This is a genomic window from Murinocardiopsis flavida, assembly GCF_003014485.1.
Taxonomy (GTDB): Bacteria; Actinomycetota; Actinomycetes; order Streptosporangiales; family Streptosporangiaceae; genus Murinocardiopsis; species Murinocardiopsis flavida.
In genome coordinates this window covers 46654-65954 of record NZ_PYGA01000005.1, presented here as the reverse complement: position 1 = coordinate 65954, position 19301 = coordinate 46654, and the positions used below count along the sequence as shown (strand labels likewise).

General features: G+C 74.1%; 15 protein-coding genes. 9 read left to right on the top strand and 6 right to left on the bottom strand.

Features of this window, described 5'->3' with window-relative positions; all coding sequences use genetic code 11:
- Positions 1 to 43: 43 nt before the first annotated feature.
- Positions 44 to 433: a hypothetical protein gene (locus tag CLV63_RS08960; protein WP_146165535.1), complete on the bottom strand. Its 390-nt coding sequence runs from the start codon at positions 431 to 433 to the stop codon at positions 44 to 46.
- A 275-nt stretch (positions 434 to 708) separates the two neighbouring features.
- Between CLV63_RS08960 and metG the strand changes: the two genes are divergently transcribed.
- Positions 709 to 2526: a methionine--tRNA ligase gene (gene metG, locus CLV63_RS08955; RefSeq protein ID WP_106582478.1), complete on the top strand. Its 1818-nt coding sequence runs from the start codon at positions 709 to 711 to the stop codon at positions 2524 to 2526.
- Positions 2527 to 2641: 115 nt separating this feature from the next.
- A complete protein-coding gene (locus tag CLV63_RS08950) occupies positions 2642 to 3565 on the top strand; it encodes a TatD family hydrolase (protein WP_106582681.1) in 924 nt (307 codons plus the stop codon).
- Between the two features lie 66 nt (positions 3566 to 3631).
- Here the strand turns inward: CLV63_RS08950 and CLV63_RS08945 are convergent, their stop codons facing one another.
- Positions 3632 to 4735 (bottom strand): CaiB/BaiF CoA transferase family protein, encoded by a 1104-nt coding sequence (locus CLV63_RS08945; RefSeq protein ID WP_106582477.1) that lies wholly within the window; start codon positions 4733 to 4735, stop codon positions 3632 to 3634.
- Between the two features lie 359 nt (positions 4736 to 5094).
- On the opposite strand from CLV63_RS08945, the gene CLV63_RS08940 reads away from it, so the two are divergent.
- Positions 5095 to 6294 carry a resuscitation-promoting factor gene (locus tag CLV63_RS08940; RefSeq protein ID WP_245928672.1) on the top strand — a complete coding sequence of 400 codons (1200 nt, stop codon included), beginning with the start codon at positions 5095 to 5097 and terminating at the stop codon, positions 6292 to 6294.
- Between the two features lie 560 nt (positions 6295 to 6854).
- Positions 6855 to 7883, top strand: a complete 1029-nt coding sequence (locus CLV63_RS33160; protein ID WP_170134179.1) for an ArsR/SmtB family transcription factor — start codon at positions 6855 to 6857, stop codon at positions 7881 to 7883.
- A 12-nt stretch (positions 7884 to 7895) separates the two neighbouring features.
- Here CLV63_RS33160 and CLV63_RS08930 read toward each other — a convergent pair whose 3' ends face one another.
- A complete protein-coding gene (locus CLV63_RS08930; protein ID WP_146165533.1) occupies positions 7896 to 9749 on the bottom strand; it encodes a thioredoxin domain-containing protein in 1854 nt (617 codons plus the stop codon).
- A 165-nt stretch (positions 9750 to 9914) separates the two neighbouring features.
- Between CLV63_RS08930 and rsmA the strand changes: the two genes are divergently transcribed.
- Positions 9915 to 10787 carry a 16S rRNA (adenine(1518)-N(6)/adenine(1519)-N(6))-dimethyltransferase RsmA gene (rsmA, locus tag CLV63_RS08925; protein ID WP_211301222.1) on the top strand — a complete coding sequence of 291 codons (873 nt, stop codon included), beginning with the start codon at positions 9915 to 9917 and terminating at the stop codon, positions 10785 to 10787.
- Positions 10788 to 10860: 73 nt separating this feature from the next.
- Here the strand turns inward: rsmA and CLV63_RS08920 are convergent, their stop codons facing one another.
- On the bottom strand, positions 10861 to 12825 hold the full coding sequence (locus tag CLV63_RS08920; RefSeq protein ID WP_106582473.1) for a serine/threonine-protein kinase: 1965 nt from the start codon (positions 12823 to 12825) through the stop codon (positions 10861 to 10863).
- Between the two features lie 301 nt (positions 12826 to 13126).
- Between CLV63_RS08920 and CLV63_RS08915 the strand changes: the two genes are divergently transcribed.
- Complete coding sequence (locus tag CLV63_RS08915; RefSeq protein ID WP_211301221.1) at positions 13127 to 14065, top strand: 4-(cytidine 5'-diphospho)-2-C-methyl-D-erythritol kinase; 939 nt, start codon at positions 13127 to 13129, stop codon at positions 14063 to 14065.
- Positions 14066 to 14084: 19 nt separating this feature from the next.
- On the opposite strand, the gene soxR is transcribed toward CLV63_RS08915, so the two are convergent.
- On the bottom strand, positions 14085 to 14546 hold the full coding sequence (gene soxR, locus CLV63_RS08910; protein WP_106582471.1) for a redox-sensitive transcriptional activator SoxR: 462 nt from the start codon (positions 14544 to 14546) through the stop codon (positions 14085 to 14087).
- Positions 14547 to 14615: 69 nt separating this feature from the next.
- Between soxR and CLV63_RS08905 the strand changes: the two genes are divergently transcribed.
- From CLV63_RS08905 to CLV63_RS08895, 3 genes are all read left to right on the top strand, one after another.
- Positions 14616 to 15305: a thiamine pyrophosphate-dependent enzyme gene (locus CLV63_RS08905; protein WP_106582470.1), complete on the top strand. Its 690-nt coding sequence runs from the start codon at positions 14616 to 14618 to the stop codon at positions 15303 to 15305.
- Positions 15306 to 15378: 73 nt separating this feature from the next.
- Entirely contained in the window at positions 15379 to 16278 is a 900-nt protein-coding gene (locus tag CLV63_RS08900) for a transketolase family protein (protein ID WP_106582679.1), read from the top strand.
- A gap of 155 nt (positions 16279 to 16433) precedes the next feature.
- The gene (locus CLV63_RS08895) at positions 16434 to 18215 is read left to right on the top strand and encodes an ABC-F family ATP-binding cassette domain-containing protein (protein WP_106582469.1); all 1782 of its coding nucleotides are present in this window, start codon (positions 16434 to 16436) and stop codon (positions 18213 to 18215) included.
- A gap of 9 nt (positions 18216 to 18224) precedes the next feature.
- Here the strand turns inward: CLV63_RS08895 and CLV63_RS08890 are convergent, their stop codons facing one another.
- Complete coding sequence (locus CLV63_RS08890) at positions 18225 to 19139, bottom strand: GDSL-type esterase/lipase family protein (RefSeq protein WP_106582468.1); 915 nt, start codon at positions 19137 to 19139, stop codon at positions 18225 to 18227.
- Between the last annotated feature and the right edge of the window lie 162 nt (positions 19140 to 19301).

Below are 19301 nucleotides of genomic sequence, written 5' to 3'. Positions count from 1 at the left end.
AGCGGGAGCGCGCGACGGACCGCGAAGGTGCCGCCGGCGTCCCCTACACCGCGCGCGGAGGGGCGCGTCCCAGAGGCAGGTCGGAGTCGTCCGCGGTCGGCGGCGCGTCCACTGCGAGCGCCGGTGCGCTGCGGGCCCACGGCGCGCCCACCCCGGGCAGCCGGACGTGCTCCGGCGTGTGGCCGTCGGGGAGGTCGCGGGTCGCCGGCCGCTGGTCGCCGCCCCACTTGGCGAGCGCCTTGGAGATGGACGCGGAGTCCTGCGTGGGCACCACGAAGGCGTGCGAACCCGGCTCGGCGGTGTGCGCCGCCGGAGCGGGCGGCGGGGCCGCCGCGATACCGGCGAGCCCCAGCGAGGGCAGCACCGGCGCGCATAGGGTGACCATGACCGAGACGAGCACAGCGGCGAGTACACGGGTCGCCCGTGGGCCCACCGTGACCACCGCCTTCGATCGGGAGGCACCCTGCCGCCGTCGGACGTCGCACGCGCGCGGGGTGCCGGCCGCGCTTACCAGAACCGTCGGACGTCACGCACACACTACAGACGCCCGCCCCCGCCTCCGCCCACCCGAAGCAAAGGACCAGCCACCCCGCCCCACTCACACCCAGCCCCGCGGTGCCCGCGAAGCAGCGGCGCGCGGCGCCGGATCGGGCCGTTCGGGGGTGGGACGCGGGCCGGTGCGGGGCTCGTCGGCTCTAGGCTGGGGCCATGTCGTCTACTCGCCACATCCTGACCGCGGTGGCCTGGCCCTACGCCAACGGCCCCCGCCACATTGGACACGTTTCCGGGTTCGGAGTCCCCTCCGACGTCTTCTCGCGCTTCCAGCGAATGTCCGGCCACGACGTGCTCATGGTCAGCGGCACCGACGAGCACGGCACCCCCGTGCAGGTCCTCGCCGACCAGGAGGGCGTGTCGGCGCGGGAGCTCGCCGACCGCTACAACAGGGTCATCGCCGAGGACCTGGTGGCGCTCGGGCTGTCCTACGACCTGTTCACCCGCACCACCACCGCGAACCACTACGCCGTGGCGCAGGAGCTGTTCACCGGTCTGCTCGACAACGGGTACGTGTTCACCAAGACCACCCAGGGCGCCATCTCGCCGTCCACCGGTCGCACCCTGCCCGACCGCTACGTCGAGGGCACCTGCCCCATCTGCGGCTACGACGGCGCGCGCGGCGACCAGTGCGACAACTGCGGCAACCAGCTCGACCCCATCGACCTGATCGACCCCCGGTCCAAGATCAACGGTGAGACCCCCGAGTTCGTGGAGACCGAGCACTTCATGCTCGACCTCCCCGCGTTCGCCGACGTCCTGGGCGAGTACCTGCGCTCGAAGTCCGACACCTGGCGGCCCAACGTCCTGAAGTTCTCCCTGAACCTGCTCGACGACATGCAGCCGCGCGCCATCACCCGCGACCTCGACTGGGGCGTGCCGATCCCGCTCGAAGGGTGGAGCGACCAGGCCAACAAGCGGCTCTACGTGTGGTTCGACGCGGTGGTCGGCTACCTGTCGGCGTCCATCGAATGGGCCAAGCGGTCCGGCGACCCCGAGGCGTGGCGCGCGTGGTGGCAGGGCGACGGCGCCGAGTCCTACTACTTCATGGGCAAGGACAACATCGTCTTCCACGCCGAGATCTGGCCGGCGATGCTCCTCGGCTACAGCGGCGCGGGCGACAAGGGCGGCGAACCGGGGGCGCTGGGCGCGCTGAACGTGCCCACCGACGTCGTGTCCAGCGAGTTCCTCACCATGGAGGGACGGAAGTTCTCCTCATCCCGGCGCGTGGTGATCTACGTCCGCGACTTCCTGGAGCGCTACGACGCCGACGCGCTGCGCTACTACATCATCGCGGCCGGCCCCGAGACCCAGGACACCGACTTCACCTGGGCCGAGTTCGTCCGGCGCAACAACGACGAACTGGTCGCCGCCTGGGGCAACCTGGTGAACCGGTCCATCTCCATGGCGGCGAAGAACCTCGGCGAGATCCCCGAGGCCGGCCCCCTGACCGACGAGGACCGCCGCGTCCTCGACGCGTCGCAGGCCGCGTTCGCGACGGTAGGCGCGCGGCTCGACCGCAGCCAGTTCAAGGCCGCCATCCAGGAGGCCATGCGCACGGTCGCCGAGGCGAACAAGTACATCTCCGACAGCGCGCCCTGGGCGCTGAAGAAGACCGACCCCGAGCGCATGAAGACCGTCCTGCACGTCGCCCTGCAACTCGTCAGCGACGCCAAGACGCTGCTCACCCCGTTCCTGCCGCACACCTCCACCAAGGTGCACGAGATGCTCGGCGGCACGGGCGTGTGGACGGGCATGCCCCGGCTGGAGGAGGTCACCGACTCCATCGGCGGCGAGGACGGCACCTCGACGTACTCGGTGATCACCGGGACCTACGCCGGGAACGAGGCCCGCTGGGAGTCGGTGCCCATCGTCCCCGGCACCCCGCTGTCGCCGCCCACCCCGCTGTTCACGAAGCTCGACCCCAAGATCGTCGACGAAGAACTCGCCCGCCTCGAAGAGGCGGCCGGCTAACCACCACCGCGGCCCCCGCCCTCGGAAAGAGAGCGGGGGCCGCGCCGTGTCCCGGCAGCGCACCCACGGGACTCCGGTCACCCCGCGTACGGCCACGCGCATAGACTCGGTGGCCGTGAGCAAGAGCAAGAACCAGCGGGCCGCTCGTGATCGGAACCGGCATGAGGCGCCGCCGGCGCCTGAGCCGCTGCGGGTCGCGGTGGCCGACAGCCACACCCACATGGACATGCAGGCCCCCGATGTCGCCGACATCGTCGCCGCCGCGGCGGCGGTCGGGGTCACACCGCTGATCCAGGTGGGCACCGACCTGTCCGGGTCGCAATGGGCGGCGCGGGTCGCAGAGGAGTACCCCACCGTGTGGGCCGCCGTCGCGCTGCACCCCAACGAGGCGCCGCGCATCGTGCACGGCGACGGCGCCGCAGGGGTCGAGGCCGACGACACCGACTGGGCCGCCGACCGGCGCCCTCCGGGTGGCGCCGAGGCGCTGGACGCCGCGCTCGCCGAGATCGACCGGCTCGCAGCGCTGCCGCAGGTGCGGGCCGTGGGCGAGACCGGGCTCGACTACTTCCGCACCGGCCCCGACGGCGTCGCCGCCCAGCAGGTGTCGTTCCGGCGGCACATCGCCATCGCCAAGCGGCACGGCAGGGCGCTGATGATCCACGACCGCGACGCCCACGACGACGTCCTGCGCCTGCTGGAGGAGGAGGGCGCCCCCGACACCGTGGTGTTCCACTGCTTCTCCGGCGACGCCGCCATGGCGAAGACCTGCGCCGAGCGCGGCTACTTCATGAGCTTCGCCGGCAACGTCACCTTCCCCACCGCCGAACCGCTGCGCGAGGCCGCCGCCGCGGCACCCGCCGACCTGGTGCTGGTCGAGACCGACGCCCCGTTCCTCACCCCCAAGCCCTACCGGGGCCGCCCCAACGCGCCCTACCTCATCCCGCACACCCTGCGCGCGCTCGCCGAGGTCAAGGGCATGGCAGAGGACGACCTCGCCGAGGCGGTCGCCGCCAACACCCGCCGCGCGTTCGCGCTCTAGGCTCCCCGCGCGGACGGAGGCGGCGCCGACGCCGCCGGACGCCCGTGGAACCCCGGCACGCCCCGGCTAGTCCCCGGCGAGGCCCCATCGTCGGAGGGACTGCTCCAGGTCGGGTTCCGGGAAGTCGGAGGCGCGGGTGTTCGCGCCCGGGGTGCGGGTGAAGCGGGGGGCGGGGCCGGGGGCGCGGCGGTCGGCGTCGTGCCGCACGGTGCCCCGCGCCTTGATGTGCGGGTGCTCGGGGGCCTCCGTCATCGACAGGACCGGGTAGGTGCAGGCGTCGACCTGCTCGAACACCGCTGCCCACGCGTCGCGGGTGCGGGTCTTGACGGCGTCGGCGAAGCGGCGGCGCAGCTCCGGCCAGCCCGACCGGTCCCACTGGTCGGGCAGGTCCGCCGCCGACAGGCCGACCCCCTCCAGGAACGCCGCGTAGAACTGCGGCTCCAGGCAGCCCACCGACAGGTACCCGCCGTCGGCGCACTCGTACACGTCGTAGAACGGTGCGCCGGTGTCGAGGTAGTTCGCGCCGCGCTCGTCGCTCCACCCGCCGGCGGAGTGGTCTTCGTACATCATCGACATGAGCAGCGCGCTGCCATCGACCATCGCGGCATCGACCACCTGGCCCCGCCCGGACGACTGGCGCTCCACCAGCGCGGCGAGGATCCCGGTGGCGACGAGCATCGCGCCGCCGCCGAAATCGCCCACCAGGTTCACGGGCGGCACCGGGGCCTGCCCCGCGCGGCCGAAGGAGTGCAGGGCCCCGGTCAGCGCGATGTAGTTCAGGTCGTGCCCGGCCCGCTCGGCGAGCGGGCCGTCCTGGCCCCACCCGGTCATCCGCGCGTACACCAGGCGCGGGTTCGCCGCGAGGGACTCGTCGGGGCCCAGGCCGAGGCGTTCCATCACCCCCGGTCGGAAGCCCTCCAGCAGGACGTCGGCAGCCGCGATGAGCCCGCGCGCGGTTTCGGCGCCCTCGGGGGTCTTCAGGTCGGCGCCGAGCACCGGCCGCCCCGCACTCATCTGCGGCCGCGCCGCCCCCGTGGCCACAGCGGCGGCGGCCCGGGGCCGGTCCACCCGGATGACGTCGGCGCCGAGGTCGGCCAGCAGCATCGCCGCCATGGGGCCGGGGCCGATTCCGGCGAACTCCGCGACGCGGACACCGTTGAGGGGACCCATGAACGCAACCTCCGGGATTGAGGGCCGGCGAAGAAATCGGATTACCCCATTCTCGGGGGTCCGCACCCTCGGCGGCGCCGCCCGTCGGCCGCGCCGCTGGTAGCGGCGGTCGGCGCACGACCCGCGGTGTGCGGTTACGGACTTTCCGTAACCGTCATTGGGTCTGACGTGATAATTTCCGTGGCGTGGGGCGGCCGCTCCACGCGATCCGTGCCGGTTCCCGCGCGGACGGCCGTAGAGTCGCCGCCAGGGGCCCGCCGTCCAGCAGACCCCGCTCGCTCCACGGACGGCCGGAGATGCTCCCTCCCGCCGGGACACGCCCCCGGCGTCCCTCGCCCGCGAAGGAAAGCCAACACATCGTGTCCACTCCTCCCGAACCGTTTCCTGCCCCCGAGGGCCCGCCCCAGGGCCCCCGCAGGGGAGCGCGCACACCGTCCCGGATCCCCGCGCTGCTGCGCTCGCGCGGCTTCCTCATCGGCGCCGCCGTACTGGTCGTCCTGCTGCTCGCGGGCGGCGGAACGGCGTTCGCCATGGACAAGCGGATCACCCTCACCGTCGACGGCAAGGACCGCACGGTGCACACGTTCGGCTCGTCGGTCGCCGACGTCCTGGAGTCCGCCGAGGTCGAACTCGGCGAGCACGACAAGGTCGTGCCCGCGGCGGGGACCCAGGTGAGCCGCGGCCAGGACGTCGAGGTGCGCACCGGCCGCAAGTTCACCCTCGAACTCGACGGCAAGGCCAAGTCGCACTGGGTCACCGCGTTCACCGTCGACGAGGCGCTGAAAGAGATCGGCAAGCACAAGGAGCCGATGTCGCTGTCCGTGAAGCGCACCGCTGCGGTCCCCAAGTCCGGCCTCGAGGTGACGGCGCGCAGCGCACGCGACCTCGTCATCCAGCAGGACACCAAGAAGAAGAAGGTCTCCAGCACCGAGCCCACCGTGGGCGAGGTCCTCAAGGAGAACGGGATCGACCTCGGCAAGTACGACAAGGTCAAGCCCAAGGCCGCCACCGAACCCACCGACGGCATGGTCATCAAGGTCATGCAGGTGATCGGCAAGCCGAAGACCAAGGAAGTGCCCATCGAGGCGGGCGTCCAGACGCGCGAGAACGACGACCTCCCCAAGGGGGAGAAGAAGGTCGTGCGCAAGCCCAAGGACGGCAAGAAGAAGGTCACCGTCGCGACGGTCATGAAGGGCGGCAAGAAGACCGAGCACGTCCTCAAGGAGAAGGTGCTGAAGAAGCCGGTGAAGGGCATCACCGAGGTCGGCACCAAGGAGGAGGCGCCCGAGGTCGACTCCGACGTCGGCGGCCCCGCCGACTCCCTGAACTGGGCCGGCCTCGCGCAGTGCGAGTCGGGCGGCAACCCCAAGGCCGTGAACTCCGCGGGCGGCTACTACGGCCTGTACCAGTTCTCCGAGCAGACCTGGGCGTCCACCGGGGGCAGCGGGCTGCCCAGCGACGCCAGCCCCAGCGAGCAGACCATGCGGGCGAAGAAGCTCTACAACATGGTCGACGGCAACTGGCAGAGCCAGTGGCCGGAGTGCGGCAAGCACCTGTAGCGGACGCGGGTCCGGGCGGCGCGGCGATGTGCGCGCCGCCCGACCCCGCGCGGGAGGCGCCTCCGTCCCCCGTTGGACATTCGCGGAGGCGACCCCCGTTCACCGGCGACCCCCGTTCACCGGTGGATCGGCGCACCGGCGGTCCGGGTAGCGGCCGGGTGCCCCCGTCGCGGGCACCGCGGCGCGGGCGTCTGCGGTGCCGGTCCCGGCGCGCCGCCCGTTCAGGGGGCCGCCGTCCCGGACCGGCGGCACCGCCCCTCCGCCCGGTCGGCGACGGGTCCCGTGCGCCGATACCGGCCGGTGACCGCACCGGCACCCAACGTTCCACGATCGGGGCGGCACCGGTCCACGAACTTCGATCACTCTCTAAGTTCCCAGGTGAGAGCGTTCAAAAGCCGAGTAGTGCCAGGACACCCGGGCCGCCCGCACGCGCGGCGACGGATCCGGTTCCCCGAGCCACCGGCCGCGACCGGCCAGGGGACCGGTGGAACGCATCACCGCCGAGGCAGCGCCCAACGGGTGACGTCGCCGCCGCACCGGCGTTGACAAGGGAGACCGCGTTGCTGCGTTTTCATTTCTCCGACGACCGCAGGGAGCCCGTCGCCTCGGCCCCGGCGCCCGACCCGATGTGGGAGGTCCTGCTCAGCCTGCACCTGCTCCTCGGCGCCGCCGGCGGCACCGCGTACGAGCGGTGGCGGGCGGGGGTGTACGCCCGCATGACACCGGGCATGTGGGCGCTGGCGTCGCTGGCGCCGCCCACCGGCTACTCCCCGGACTTCCTCACGCCCTACTGCGAGGGCGACGGGCTCGACCGCGGAATCGACGCCCTGCTGCGGACCCCGCGCCGCCGCGTCCACGACGACCTCGCGCACCTCATCGCCGAGCACGGCGGCTCCGGCGTCGCCGGCGGCCTGATGCGCGACGGGTCGGCGCTCACCGGGCTCGCCCGCGCGGTCCGCTCCTACTACGGGCTGGCCCTCGCGCCCCACTGGGACCGCATCGACGCGGCCGTGGCAGTGGGCCGCGCGCCGGGCGGCGGCGGACTGCCCGTCGCGTTCGGACCGCACGCGCAATGGCGCGGCGGCGTGCTGGAGGTGGCCTACCCCGACGAGCGCGACGTGTGGCTGCGGGGCCGGACCCTGACCCTCGTGCCGTCGTTCTTCTGCCGCAGGTACCCCATCACGGTGCTCGACCCCGAGCTGCCGCCGGTGCTCGTGTACCCGGCGCATGTCCCCGCCGACCCGCCCGGCCGCAGGGACGGCACCGCCGCGCGCGAACGCCACGCCCTTGCCCGGCTCCTGGGCCACACCCGCGCGCAGGTGCTGGAGGGCGCCGTCGCGGGGAGCACGACGGGCGAGCTCGCGCGCCTGCTCGACATCTCCGAGCCCACGGTCAGCGTCCACGTGGCCGTGCTGCGCGACACCGGGCTGATGACCAGCAGCCGCAACCGCAACCGGGTCCGCCACGTCGCGACCGACCAGGGACGCAGGCTGCTGGGCGACCTCGCCGACGACTTCGCCCACATCCTCGACGCGCCGCCCGCGCGCGGCGGCCCGGTCGCCGCGGGGCGCCGCGGGGCGGCAGGGTAGGGCCGCGCCCGCTCAGTCGGCGAGCGTGCCCGCCCCCGCCGCGCCGACGGCCTTGCGCAGCGCGGCCGGGCGGTCGGCGTCCTGGAGGCGCCCGTTGATGTAGACCGACGGGGCGCCGGAGAACGCGTCGCGGCCGTCGCCGGGGGCGTAGCGCTTGTTCACCGCGGTGGTGGCGTCGAGGACCTGCGCGACGTAGGTGTCGTCCAGGAAGCCGTCGTCGACGCCGTTGTCGGCGCCCCACGCGGCCAGCTCCTCGAACGGCATCGTCTGCAAGCGCTCGGCGCCGAAGTGGACCCCGCCCTTCTCGACGAGCTCCTCGACGTAGGACACGTACTTCTCGGCGGCCTTGCCCTCGGATTCGACCCGGTCGGCGAACGCGGGGTCGTCGATCCCCGCCTCGGCGCCCCACTTCTTGAGGTCGGCGGTCGTGAAGCCCTCCTCGCCCTCGGCGGGCTGGTTGGCGAACAGGACTTCGCTGTACTCGACGAACCTGCCGTGGTCGGCTGCCGCGCGGGCGGCGGCCCCGGCGCGCAGCGAGTTCGCCGCCAGCGGGTCGAGCCGCTGGGCGAAAACGCTCACCGGCCGGTAGTGGACGACGGCGTCGCCGTCGGCGGCGAGCCCGGCCAGCGCGTCGCCGTTGCTCTTCATGAACGTGCGGCACTTCGCGCACTGGTAGTCGGTGTAGACCTCCACGACGGGCAGGTCGGCGCCGAGGTCGCCGGTCGCGATGCTGCCGTCGTCGCGCACCGAGCCGTCCTCCGACGCGGGCCGGGCGGTCGGGGTCTCGCGGCCCGACGACCGGTCGGACGCGGGGGGTGTGGCGGCGCTCGCGCCGCTCCCGCTCGCCAGCATCCGGTACGTGACCACCGAGGCGCCGAGCAGGATCAGCACGGTGGCGACCGCCAGGGTGACGAGCAGCGTCGTGCGGCGGCGGCGGAACCCCTTTGGCGCCGCGGGCGGTGCCCCCGCCGGGGACGCCGCGGGCGCCGCGGGCACCGCGGCGGCGGGAGCCGGTGCCGCGGGCGGCGCCGGCGATGCCGAACCGGTCAGGTCCCGCAGCCACTGGGCCGCGGGCGGCCGCGCGGCGGGGTCGTCGCCGAACATCGCCAGCAGCCGCGCGTGCCGTTCGGGGGCAGCACCGTCGACCGGCGGCAGCGCGGCGAACCGCTCGCGCAGCCCGGCGGCATCGGGCGGCGGCTCCTGGCCGGTGAGCGCGAAGAAGCAGGTGGCGCCGAACGCGTAGCGGTCGCTGCCGGCGGAGTACCCGTGCTCGGCGACCTCCGGCGCGACATAGCCCGACGTCAGCCACCGGCCGGGGGGCAGCGCGGGGTCCTGCCGCGGGCCGAGGCCGAAGTCGACCGGGACGCCGTCGGACTGCGGCAGGGCCATGACGGTGCCGGGGGACAGGGAGCCGACGACCACCGTGCGCCCGTCAGGGTGGGCCTGCCCGCTGTGCAGGGCGTCGAGCGCCGCCGCGACACCGCGCATCGGGTCGAGTGCCGTGCGCATGTCCTGCACGGGGCCGCGCATCAGTTCGGCGCGCCAGGCGCGCAGGCCGACACCGCCCGGGTACTCGGCCACCAGGACCAGCGCGCGCTGCGGGGCGGCGCCGGGCGGCGCGACCTCGGCGGTGAACCGCTCCAGGAACCCGGCCACGCCGCTGCTCGCGCCGCGCACCTGGTCGGCGGGCGCGCCCGCCGGTGCGGCGTCGGCGGCGGGGACCACGCGGATCAGCACGGCCTCGACGGCGTCGGCCACCTGCTGCTCGGCGAGGAGCAGCGGGGATTCGTCGGGGGTGCTCAGCAACCGCACGGGTCGGTAGCGGTCGGGGGCGGATTCCGGGCCCAGCGGGGGGTGGGGATGCACGTCGCACACTCGTCGTCTCAGTCGGGCAGGGGCCCGCGGCGTCGCAGGGCGTGTCTCGCGGAGCAGTCCGGCACGCCCTAAGGGGCGGGCCCACTCTAGGGCCCCGGCCCGCCGTGCGGCACGCGCCGTCCGCCTTCAACGCCGGCACCTGGCAGGATGGCGCGGGTGACCGACTCAGCGACCCCCGGCGACGCCCGCCTGCTCACCCCCGCCGACGTGCGCGTCCTGGCCGGCCGCCTGGGCGTGCGCCCGACCAAGGTCCTCGGCCAGAACTTCGTGGTCGACGCGGGGACCGTGCGCCGCATCGTGCGCGCCTCGCAGGTCGGCGCCGAGGACGTCGTCGTGGAGGTGGGCCCCGGCCTGGGCTCCCTCACCTTGGCGCTGCTGCCGCACGTCGGCCACGTCACCGCCGTGGAGATCGACCCCGTGCTCGCCGAGGCGCTGCCCCGCACGGTCGCCGAGCACGCCCCCGCGGTGGCGGACCGGTTGTCGGTCGTCACGGCCGACGCCGTGCGCATCCCCGGACTCCCGGGCCCCGCCCCCACCGCCCTCGTCGCGAACCTGCCCTACAACGTGGCCGTGCCCATGCTGCTGCACCTGCTGGAGCTGCTGCCGTCGCTGCGCAGCGGGCTGGTCATGGTGCAGGCGGAGGTGGCCGACCGGTTGGCGGCCGGGCCGGGCGGGCGCACCTACGGCGCGCCGTCGGCGAAGGCCGCCTGGTACGCCGATGTGCGCCGCGCCGGTGCCATCGGCCGCAACGTGTTCTGGCCGGCGCCCAACGTCGACTCCGGGCTGGTGCGGTTCGTGCGCCGCGACGCCCCGGTGTCGACGGCGCCGCGCGAGGCGGTGTTCGCTGCGGTCGACGCCGCGTTCGCGCAGCGGCGCAAGACCCTGCGCGCCGCACTGGCGTCGTGGGCGGGGTCGGCGCCCGCCGCCGAGGCGGCGCTGCGCGCGGCGGGGGTGGACCCCTCGGCGCGCGGCGAGGCGCTGGGCATCGCCGAATTCGCCCGAATCGCCGAGAACCGCCCCGAATCCTGAGGGGGCGGCCCAAGCCACGGCGAGCGCCCCGCGCGGCGCCCTGCGAGCGGCTGAGGGCCGTCCGGGGCGCGTCCTACGCCGGGCGGCCGCCCTGGGACCGGGTCCCGTTCCCGCGGAGGGGCACCTCAAGGCCCTCGCTGGAGTCGGTGCCGCGGAGGATGAGGGTCGCGGGGTCGAGGCCGTCGAGCACCATGAAGACGAGTTCGCCCTCGACGCTCCGGCCGGCCTCGATGGTCTCGAACAGCCGCTCCGGGCGGCCGCTGACGGGTTCGAGCGGCATGTTCGGCGAACCGCCGCTGGAGTCGCGCAGCGCCTGCCACTGGGGGTCGATGCGGGTGGTGTCGTCCGAGGTGTTGCGCGCCTCGACCCGGAAGGTGCAGAACCTGCCGTTCTCGGGCTGGGCGACGCGGTCCTCGTCGGTGCCGCGGCAGTCGTAGCCGTGCACGACGAAGAAGATCGGGCCGTCCTTGCCGCCGCCCACCGCGTCGGCGGGGACCTCGGGCCCGGCCTTGGGGGCCTCGCCGCCCTTCTCGCCGGTGTCGGCCTCGCTGCTGCCGCTGGTGATCCCCGCGACGCCGCCGGGCCCCATGTAGTTCAGCACCCCGTACAGCACGAGGAGCAGCACGATGGCGGCGACCACCGCGGCGGCCAGCCATTTGAGGCGCCGTTTCGCCGTGGGCTGCACAGGGGCGTGCGGCGGCGGCGGGACCGGGGGGACGTAGGGCTGCGCCTGCGGCCGCGCGCCGGTGGGCGCCTGGACCGGGGGCGCGTTGGGGCCGGGCACCCGCGGGATGGGGCCGGTGTGCGCCGGGTTCGGGGGGACGGCGGCGAATTGGCCGGTCTGGTGCACCGGCCGCTGCATCGGCTGGCTCTGCAACGCCGGGTTGGGCATGGGCGGGCCCGGGGGCGGCGGCGCGGCCTGCTGGTGCGGCTGCCCCGGGTAATGCTGCTGGTTGGGCGGCGGGTGCGGCGGCCCGACGGGCGGAACGGGCTGCGGGCCGGGGCGGTGCAGCCCCGAACCGGTCTGGTTGGGGTTGGGCTGATTGGGGTTGGGCTGGTTGGGCGGCGGGCCCTGCGGGTGCGGACCCTGCGGCGGGCCCTGGGGGTGGCCCTGCGGCGGCATGGGCGGCATCGGGGGCAGGTTGGGCCGCCACGACCGGTACAGCGCGCTGCTCACCATGTCGTGGGCGTCGCTGGCCTCGGGGCCGCCCCCGGCGAGTTCGAGCAGCAGGTCCTGGGCGTTGGGCCGGCGCTCGCGCTCCTTGGTGAGGGCCTTGGGGACGAGCCGGTCGAGCGGGCTGTCGAGCCCGCTGATCTGCGGCTCGGCGAACAGCACCCGCTTGCCCAGCGTCATCGCGTCGCCGTTGCCGAACGGGTGCGCGCCGGTGCCGGCGAACGCGACCAGGCAGCCCCACGCGAAGATGTCTGCGGCGGGGGTGACCTTCTCCTCGAGGAGCTGCTCGGGCGCCATCCAGCCGGGGCTGCCCATGACGATGCCGGTCTGGGTGTGGTTGGTGGCGGTGTTCATCGCACGGGCGATGCCGAAGTCGATGACCCGCGGCCCGGAGATCGACAGGATGACGTTCGCGGGCTTGAGGTCGCGGTGCACCAGGCCGGCCTTGTGGATGGCCGCGAGGGCCGCCGCGACACCGAGCGCGAAGCCGTGCAGGGTGCTGGAGTCGAGCGGGCCGTTCTTGGCGATGTGCTCGGCGAGCCCGGTGCCGGCGATGTACTCGGTGACCATGTACGGCCGGTTCTCGAATGTGCCGTGGTCGAGGACCTTCGCCGTGCAGAACGAGGCGACCCTGCGGGCGTTCTCCATCTCGTCGTGGAACCGCGCCCGGGTGGCCTCGTCGAACGCGAGCTCCGGGCGGATGACCTTGATCGCCACTTGGGCGTTCTTCTCGGGGGAGCGGCCAAGGTAGACCGTCCCCATCCCCCCGCTGCCAAGGCGTCCGGACAGCACATAGGGACCGATGGACGCCGGGTCACCGGCGTTCAGCGGTTCGAGATCCTTCGGGAGCCCATCCGACGGCAAGCGACCCTCCCCGACGGTTACCAAACTCCGCCTGGCCCCAAAGGTAGCGGGCATTGCGCCCCGATACCCACCCGCGCAGGCCAGTGGAGCCGTAGGGAGTTTCCGGTGGATGCGTGCGGAGCGGCCGTGCGCACGGACCGGCGCCGCGGTCCGGGGGCGGCGCGGCCGCACGGAGTCCGTTGCGAGGCCGCGCGGGAACCGCCGGGCGGGAGGGGGAACGGCCGTGGGCGGCCCGGCCCCCCGCGCGTCTGTGGGTTCACTGGTGGAGTGCTTCCTTTACGATCTAGGACTCGTGACCGCTATGACCACCGTGACCGTCCGTGTGCCCGCGAAGGTGAACCTCCAGTTGGCGGTGGGTCCTCCGCGAGCGGACGGATTCCACGGGCTGGTCAATGTCTTCCACGCCGTCTCGCTCTACGACGAGGTTACCGTCACGACCGACCTCGGTGCAGAACCGCATGCGCAGCGACGCCCCCTTGTGACCCTCAGTGTGGCGGGCGATTCCGCCGAGCACGCCGCCCGCGTCCCCCTCGACGGCAGCAACCTCGCCGCGCGCGCCGCCCACCTGGTGGCGCGGCGGAGCGGCGCGTCCCACCCCGTCCGCATCCACCTGGACAAGGCCATCCCCGTCGCCGGGGGCATGGCCGGCGGCAGCGCCGACGCCGCCGCGGCCCTGGTCGCCTGCGACGCGCTGTGGGGTGCCGGGTTGGGCCGCGCCGCGCTCATGGAGCTGGGGGCCGAACTCGGCAGCGACGTCTGCTTCCCGCTCCTGGGCGCGACCGCCGTCGGCACCGGCCGCGGCGAGCGGCTCGACCCGCTGGACTGCCGCGGCCGCTTCCACTGGGTGTTCGCGCTCGCCGACGGGGGGCTGCCGACCGGGTCGGTGTTCGCCGAGTACGACAGGATCCGGCCGGACGCGCCCGACCCCGCGCTGGACCCCGCCCTCGTCCGGGCGCTGGCCGAGGGCGACGCCCGCGCGCTCGGCGCGGCACTCGGCAACGACCTGGAGCCTGCCGCGCTGTCGCTCCGCCCCGGCCTGCGGCACACGCTCGACGCCGGCCGCGGCGCGGGCGCGCTGGGCGCCATCGTGTCGGGTTCGGGGCCGACCTGCGCGTTCCTCGCCGCCGACGAGGGGGCCGCCGAGAAGATCGCCGCTGTTGTCGCGGCGTCGGGCGCCTGCGCGCGCACCGTGCGGGCCCACGGCGAGGTGCCCGGGGCCGCGATCGTCGCGGGGCACTGAGCGGGGCGGGGGCGCGGCGTCACATGCCGCCCTCGCTCGCCGGGCGCAGCATCGCGGACCCGGGGCCGTAGGCGGCCATGGCGTCGTCGTCGTTCTGGAGCCCGCAGGACTTCAGCGACAGGCAGCCGCAGCCGATGCAGGAGGTCAGCCGGTCGCGCAGGCGCTGGAGGGCGTCGATGCGGGTGTCGAGCTCCATCCGCCAGTCGTCGGAGAGCCGTGTCCAGTCGGCGACGGTGGGGGTGCGCCCGTCGGGCAGCTCGCTCAGCGCCTCGTGGATGTGGTTGAGGGTGAGGCCGACCCGCTGCGCCGCGCTGATGAACGCCAGGCGCCGCAGGGTGGCGCGGTGGTAGCGGCGCTGGTTGCCGGCCGTCCGTTCGGAGTGGATGAGCCCGCGGTCCTCGTAGAAGCGCAGCGTGCTGTGCGGGACCCCGCTGCGCTCGGCGAGCTGGCCGATGGTCAGCCGGACCGGAAGGTGACTCATATCACTTCTCGCTCTCCGTTGCGTCCTCGGTATTGACCTCAAGTTAACTAGAAGTATCAGGGTGGCGCCATGACCACCGCCACATTCTCCCGGTACGCCGACCTCCCGGCGCTCATCGGGCTCATGACCGGCGACCGGAAGCACCAGGCCGCGTCGGCGTCGACACTCGACGTCCTCTGGGTGCTCTACGACCAGGTCCTCGACGTCGCACCCGGCCGTACCGACGACCCCGACCGCGACCGGTTCCTGCTCTCGAAGGGCCACGGTCCGGCCGCCTACTACGCGGTCCTCGCCGCCAAAGGCTTCATCGGCGTCCGATCGCTGCGCGACTGGGCCGCGTTCGACTCCTCGCTCGGCCACCACCCCGACCGTGCCCTCATCCCCGGTGTGGAGATCGCCAGCGGATCACTCGGCCACGGCCTCGGACTCGGCCTGGGCACCGCCCTCGGGCTGCGCGCGCAGGGCCGCACCGCACCCCGCACCGTGGTGCTCGTCGGCGACGCGGAACTCGACGAGGGCAGCAACCACGAGGCCATCGCCGTCGCGGGCCGGCTCGGGCTGGAACGCCTCACCGCCGTCGTCATCGACAACCAGTCGGCCACCCACGGGTGGCCCGGCGGGATCGCCGACCGCTTCACCCGCGAAGGCTGGGCCGCCCGCACCGTCGACGGGCGCGACCACCGCGCGCTCGCCGAGGCGTTCGGCGCACCCCACGCCGGCCGCCCGCTCGCCGTCGTCGCCGCCGTCGCACCCCGATGAACACCCGATGAACAGGAGCCCCGCGATGACACTCGCCGCAGGCGAGATCCCCGCCGCAGTGACGGCCCAGCCGATGCGCGACGCGTTCGCCGCGACCGTCACCCAGGCCATGGCGGACGACCCCCGGATCGCGGTCCTGCTCGCCGACATCTCCGCCGACCGGTTCGCCGAGGCTGCGGCCCGCCACCCCGGCCGGGTCGTCAACGTGGGGATCCGCGAACAGCTCCTCATCGGCGCCGCCGGCGGATTCGCCCTCACCGGGATGCGGCCCGTCGTGCACACCTACGCGCCGTTCCTGATCGAGCGCCCGTTCGAACAGATCAAGCTCGACCTCGGCCACCAGGGCGTCGGCGCCGTCCTGGTCGGCATCGGCGCGTCCTACGACGGCGCCGAAATGGGCCGCACCCACATGGCGCCCGGCGACGTCGCCCTGCTCGACACCCTGCCCGGCTGGACCGTGCACGTCCCCGGCCACGCAGCGGAGGTCCCCAAGCTGCTGCGCCCCGCGCTCGCCGGCGACGGCCGCGTGTACGTGCGACTCACCGAGCGCGGCAACGCCGCGGCCCGCCCGGTCGGCGAAGGCCTCGTCGTCGTGCGCGCCGGCTCGGCGCGCTCGCTCGGCACCGTCGTCGCCGTCGGCCCCATGCTGGACCGCGTGCTCGCGGCGACGGCAGGGCTCGACGTCACCGTCTGCTACGCGGCGACCGTCCGCCCGTTCGACCGCGCCGGCCTCAACCGGGTCGCGGCCGCCGCCGGCCACCCCGACGTGCTGATGGTCGAGCCCTACCTCGAGGGCACGTCGAGCCGCGAGGTCGCCGAGGCGCTCGCGGACCGCCGGCACCGCCAGGCGTCCCTGGGCGTGGCCCGCGACAACGAGGTGCGCGGCTACGGCACCCCCGCCGACCACGACCGCGCACACGGCCTCGACACGGCGGCGATCGCCCGCTCCGCACGGGAGTTCTTCCTCACCTGACCCCCCTCACCTGCCCCCCTCACCCGACCCCCTCAACTGCCCCCGGAACCGCCGCGGCCCCCTGCCGTCGCCGGGCCCACCGCGCGGCCCGGCGGCGCCAGGGGGCCGCGGCGCGTTCGCCGCACTGCCCGCCGCCCAGCACAATGGGAGGCAGCATGAATCTCATCAATCTTCAGGACGTCTCCCTCGCGTACGGGCCGCTGGTGCTGCTCGACGACGTGTCGCTCGGCATCGACGAAGGCGACCGGATCGGCGTCGTCGGCCGCAACGGCGGCGGCAAGTCCACCCTCGTCTCCCTCATCGCCGCGCGCACCGAGCCCGACACCGGGCGGGTCATCCACAACCGCGGCCTGCGCGTCGGCTTCCTGCACCAGCGCGACACCTTCCCCGGCTCCACCGTCGGCGAGTTCGTGCTCGGCGAACGCGCCGAGCACGAGTGGGCCGGCGACGCCCGCGTGCGCGACGTGCTGCGCGGCCTCCTCAGCGGCTGGGACCTCGACTCCGCCATGGCGAACCTGTCGGGCGGCGAACGGCGCCGCGCCGCCCTCGCCCGGCTGCTCATCGAGACCCACGACCTGATCGTGCTCGACGAGCCCACCAACCACCTCGACATCGAGGGCATCGCGTGGCTCGCCCAGCACGTCACGGGGCGCAGGGAGGCCCTCGTCGTCGTCACCCACGACCGCTGGTTCCTCGACGCCGTCACCAACCGCACCTGGGAGGTCGTCGACGGCCGGGTCGAGCGCTACGAAGGCGGCTACGCGGCCTACGTCCTCGCGAAGGCCGAACGCCAGCGCCTCGCCGCCGCCGCCGAGGAACGCCGCCAGAACCTCATGCGCAAGGAACTCGCCTGGCTGCGCCGCGGCCCGCCCGCCCGCACCTCCAAGCCCAAGTTCCGCATCGACGCCGCCAACGAGCTCATCGCCGACGAACCGCCGGTGCGCGACTCCGTGGAGCTGGTGCGCTTCGCCAGCTCCCGGCTGGGCAAGACCGTCATCGACATCAAGGACGCCACCCTCAAGGGCGGCGAGCACACCCTCCTCGACGACCTCACCTGGCAGCTCGGCCCCGGCGAGCGCGTCGGCCTGGTGGGGGTGAACGGCTCGGGCAAGACCACCCTGCTGCGGCTGCTCGCAGGCGAGAGCGAGCCGTCGGCCGGCTTCGTCCGGCACGGCAAGACCGTCAAACTCGCGCACCTGTCGCAGAACATCACCGAACTCGACTCCGCGCGCCGCCCACTGGAGGCGGTCACGGAGGTCCGCGAGCACATCACCCTGGGCAAGCGCGAGTTCACCGCCGGCCAGATGCTGGAGCGGTTCGGCTTCCGCGGCGAACGCCAGTGGACGCCCATCGGCGACCTGTCCGGCGGCGAACGGCGGCGGCTGCAACTGCTGCGGCTGCTCATGGCCGAGCCCAACGTCCTGCTCCTCGACGAACCGACCAACGACCTCGACATCGAGACCCTCACCGAACTGGAGGACCTCCTCGACGGCTGGCCCGGGTCGCTGGTGCTGGTCAGCCACGACCGCTACTTCCTGGAGCGGGTCTGCGACCGGGTCCTCGCGCTGCTCGGCGACCGCCGCCTCGCGTTCCTGCCCGGCGGCGTCGACGAGTTCCTCGCCCGCCGCGCCCAGACCCCCGACGCCCGCGTGCCCGAGGGGCGCAGCGAACAGCGCGCCGCCGAGGACACCGGCGCGGCGCGGCCCGCGGCGCTCTCCGCCGCCGAGCGGCGCACCGCGCAGAAGGACATGCAGCGCGTCGAACGGCGCATCGACCGCATCACCGCGCGGGAGGCCGAGCTGCACGAACTCATGGCGCAGGCCGCCGACGACTACACGCGGCTGGCCGACCTCGACGCCGAGCTCAAGGCGCTCACCGCCGAGAAGGACGAACTGGAGGAGGCGTGGCTCGCCGCGGCGGAGCGGATCGGCGACTGAGCGGGGCGGTCAGCGCCGGACCTCCGCCTCGAACACCCCGGCGATCTCGCGCGCGCCCGCGGCGTTCGTGTGGATGTCGGGGCCCTGCGCGACATCGCACATCCAGGTGAAGTCGCAGATCTTGGCGACGTTCGCGGGCACGTCGCCCTCGCTGCCCGCCGGCACGTCGAAGTTCCCGGAGTCGAACGCCGCGGAGACGTCGGCGACGTCGATGTCCTGCGCCCCGTAGGCCTTGGTGAGGGTGCTGTTCAGGTCGGTCAGCACCCCGTCGGCGTAGCGCGCCAGGTCCTCGCTGGTGCCCCCGCCCCCTTCCAGCGCCTGGTTCACGTCCTCCAGCAGCAGCGCGGCGAGGAACGGGTTGTAGTAGGTCATGCCGATGATCTGGACGTCGTCGCCCGCCGCGGACCGCAGCCGCTCCGCGATCGCGGGCAGCTCCTCCTCGGCGCGCTCCAGGCCCTCCTGGACGCAGGACCGGTCGATGTCGGTGGCGACCTCGCCGTTGTCGTCGTAGGCGCAGCCGGTGAAGTTGTTCCCGCCGATGTCGACCGTCACCAGGTCCACCCGGCCCCGGTTCTCGCGCAGGAACTTCTCGGCCTCGGCGAGCTGGGACCCCGCCGGGTACTCGCAGCCCTGCATGCCGCCGCGGGCGAACGTCGAGGTGTCCTCGCCGCCGCAGCCCATGCGCTCGTGCCGCAGCGCGGAGTCGCGGTCGTTCAGGCTCCGGTACAGCGCGTCGGTGTAGCCCTCCTTGGTCTCGCCGAACCCGCCCTTCCCATCGGGCTGCACGCCCACGGAGAGGGAGTCGCCGAGCGACACGTAGAAGCTCTTCTCGGGCTTGGCCTGCTCCGGCCCGTCGCCGGAGCAGCCGGCCGCGGCGACCGCGGTCAGCACCGCAGCGGTAACGGCCAGTCCCTCGCGCACCATCGGCGTCCGTCCTCTCCTCGCCCCGGCCTGCCCAAGGGCTCCGCCGACCGACGGGCGGACCCTAGAAGAAGGACGGTACCCGCGCCGGGCGGTACCCGCGCCGGACGGTACCCGCGCCGGGCGCCGCGCCCGAACAATCCGGTTCCCACGCGAACCCCCGGC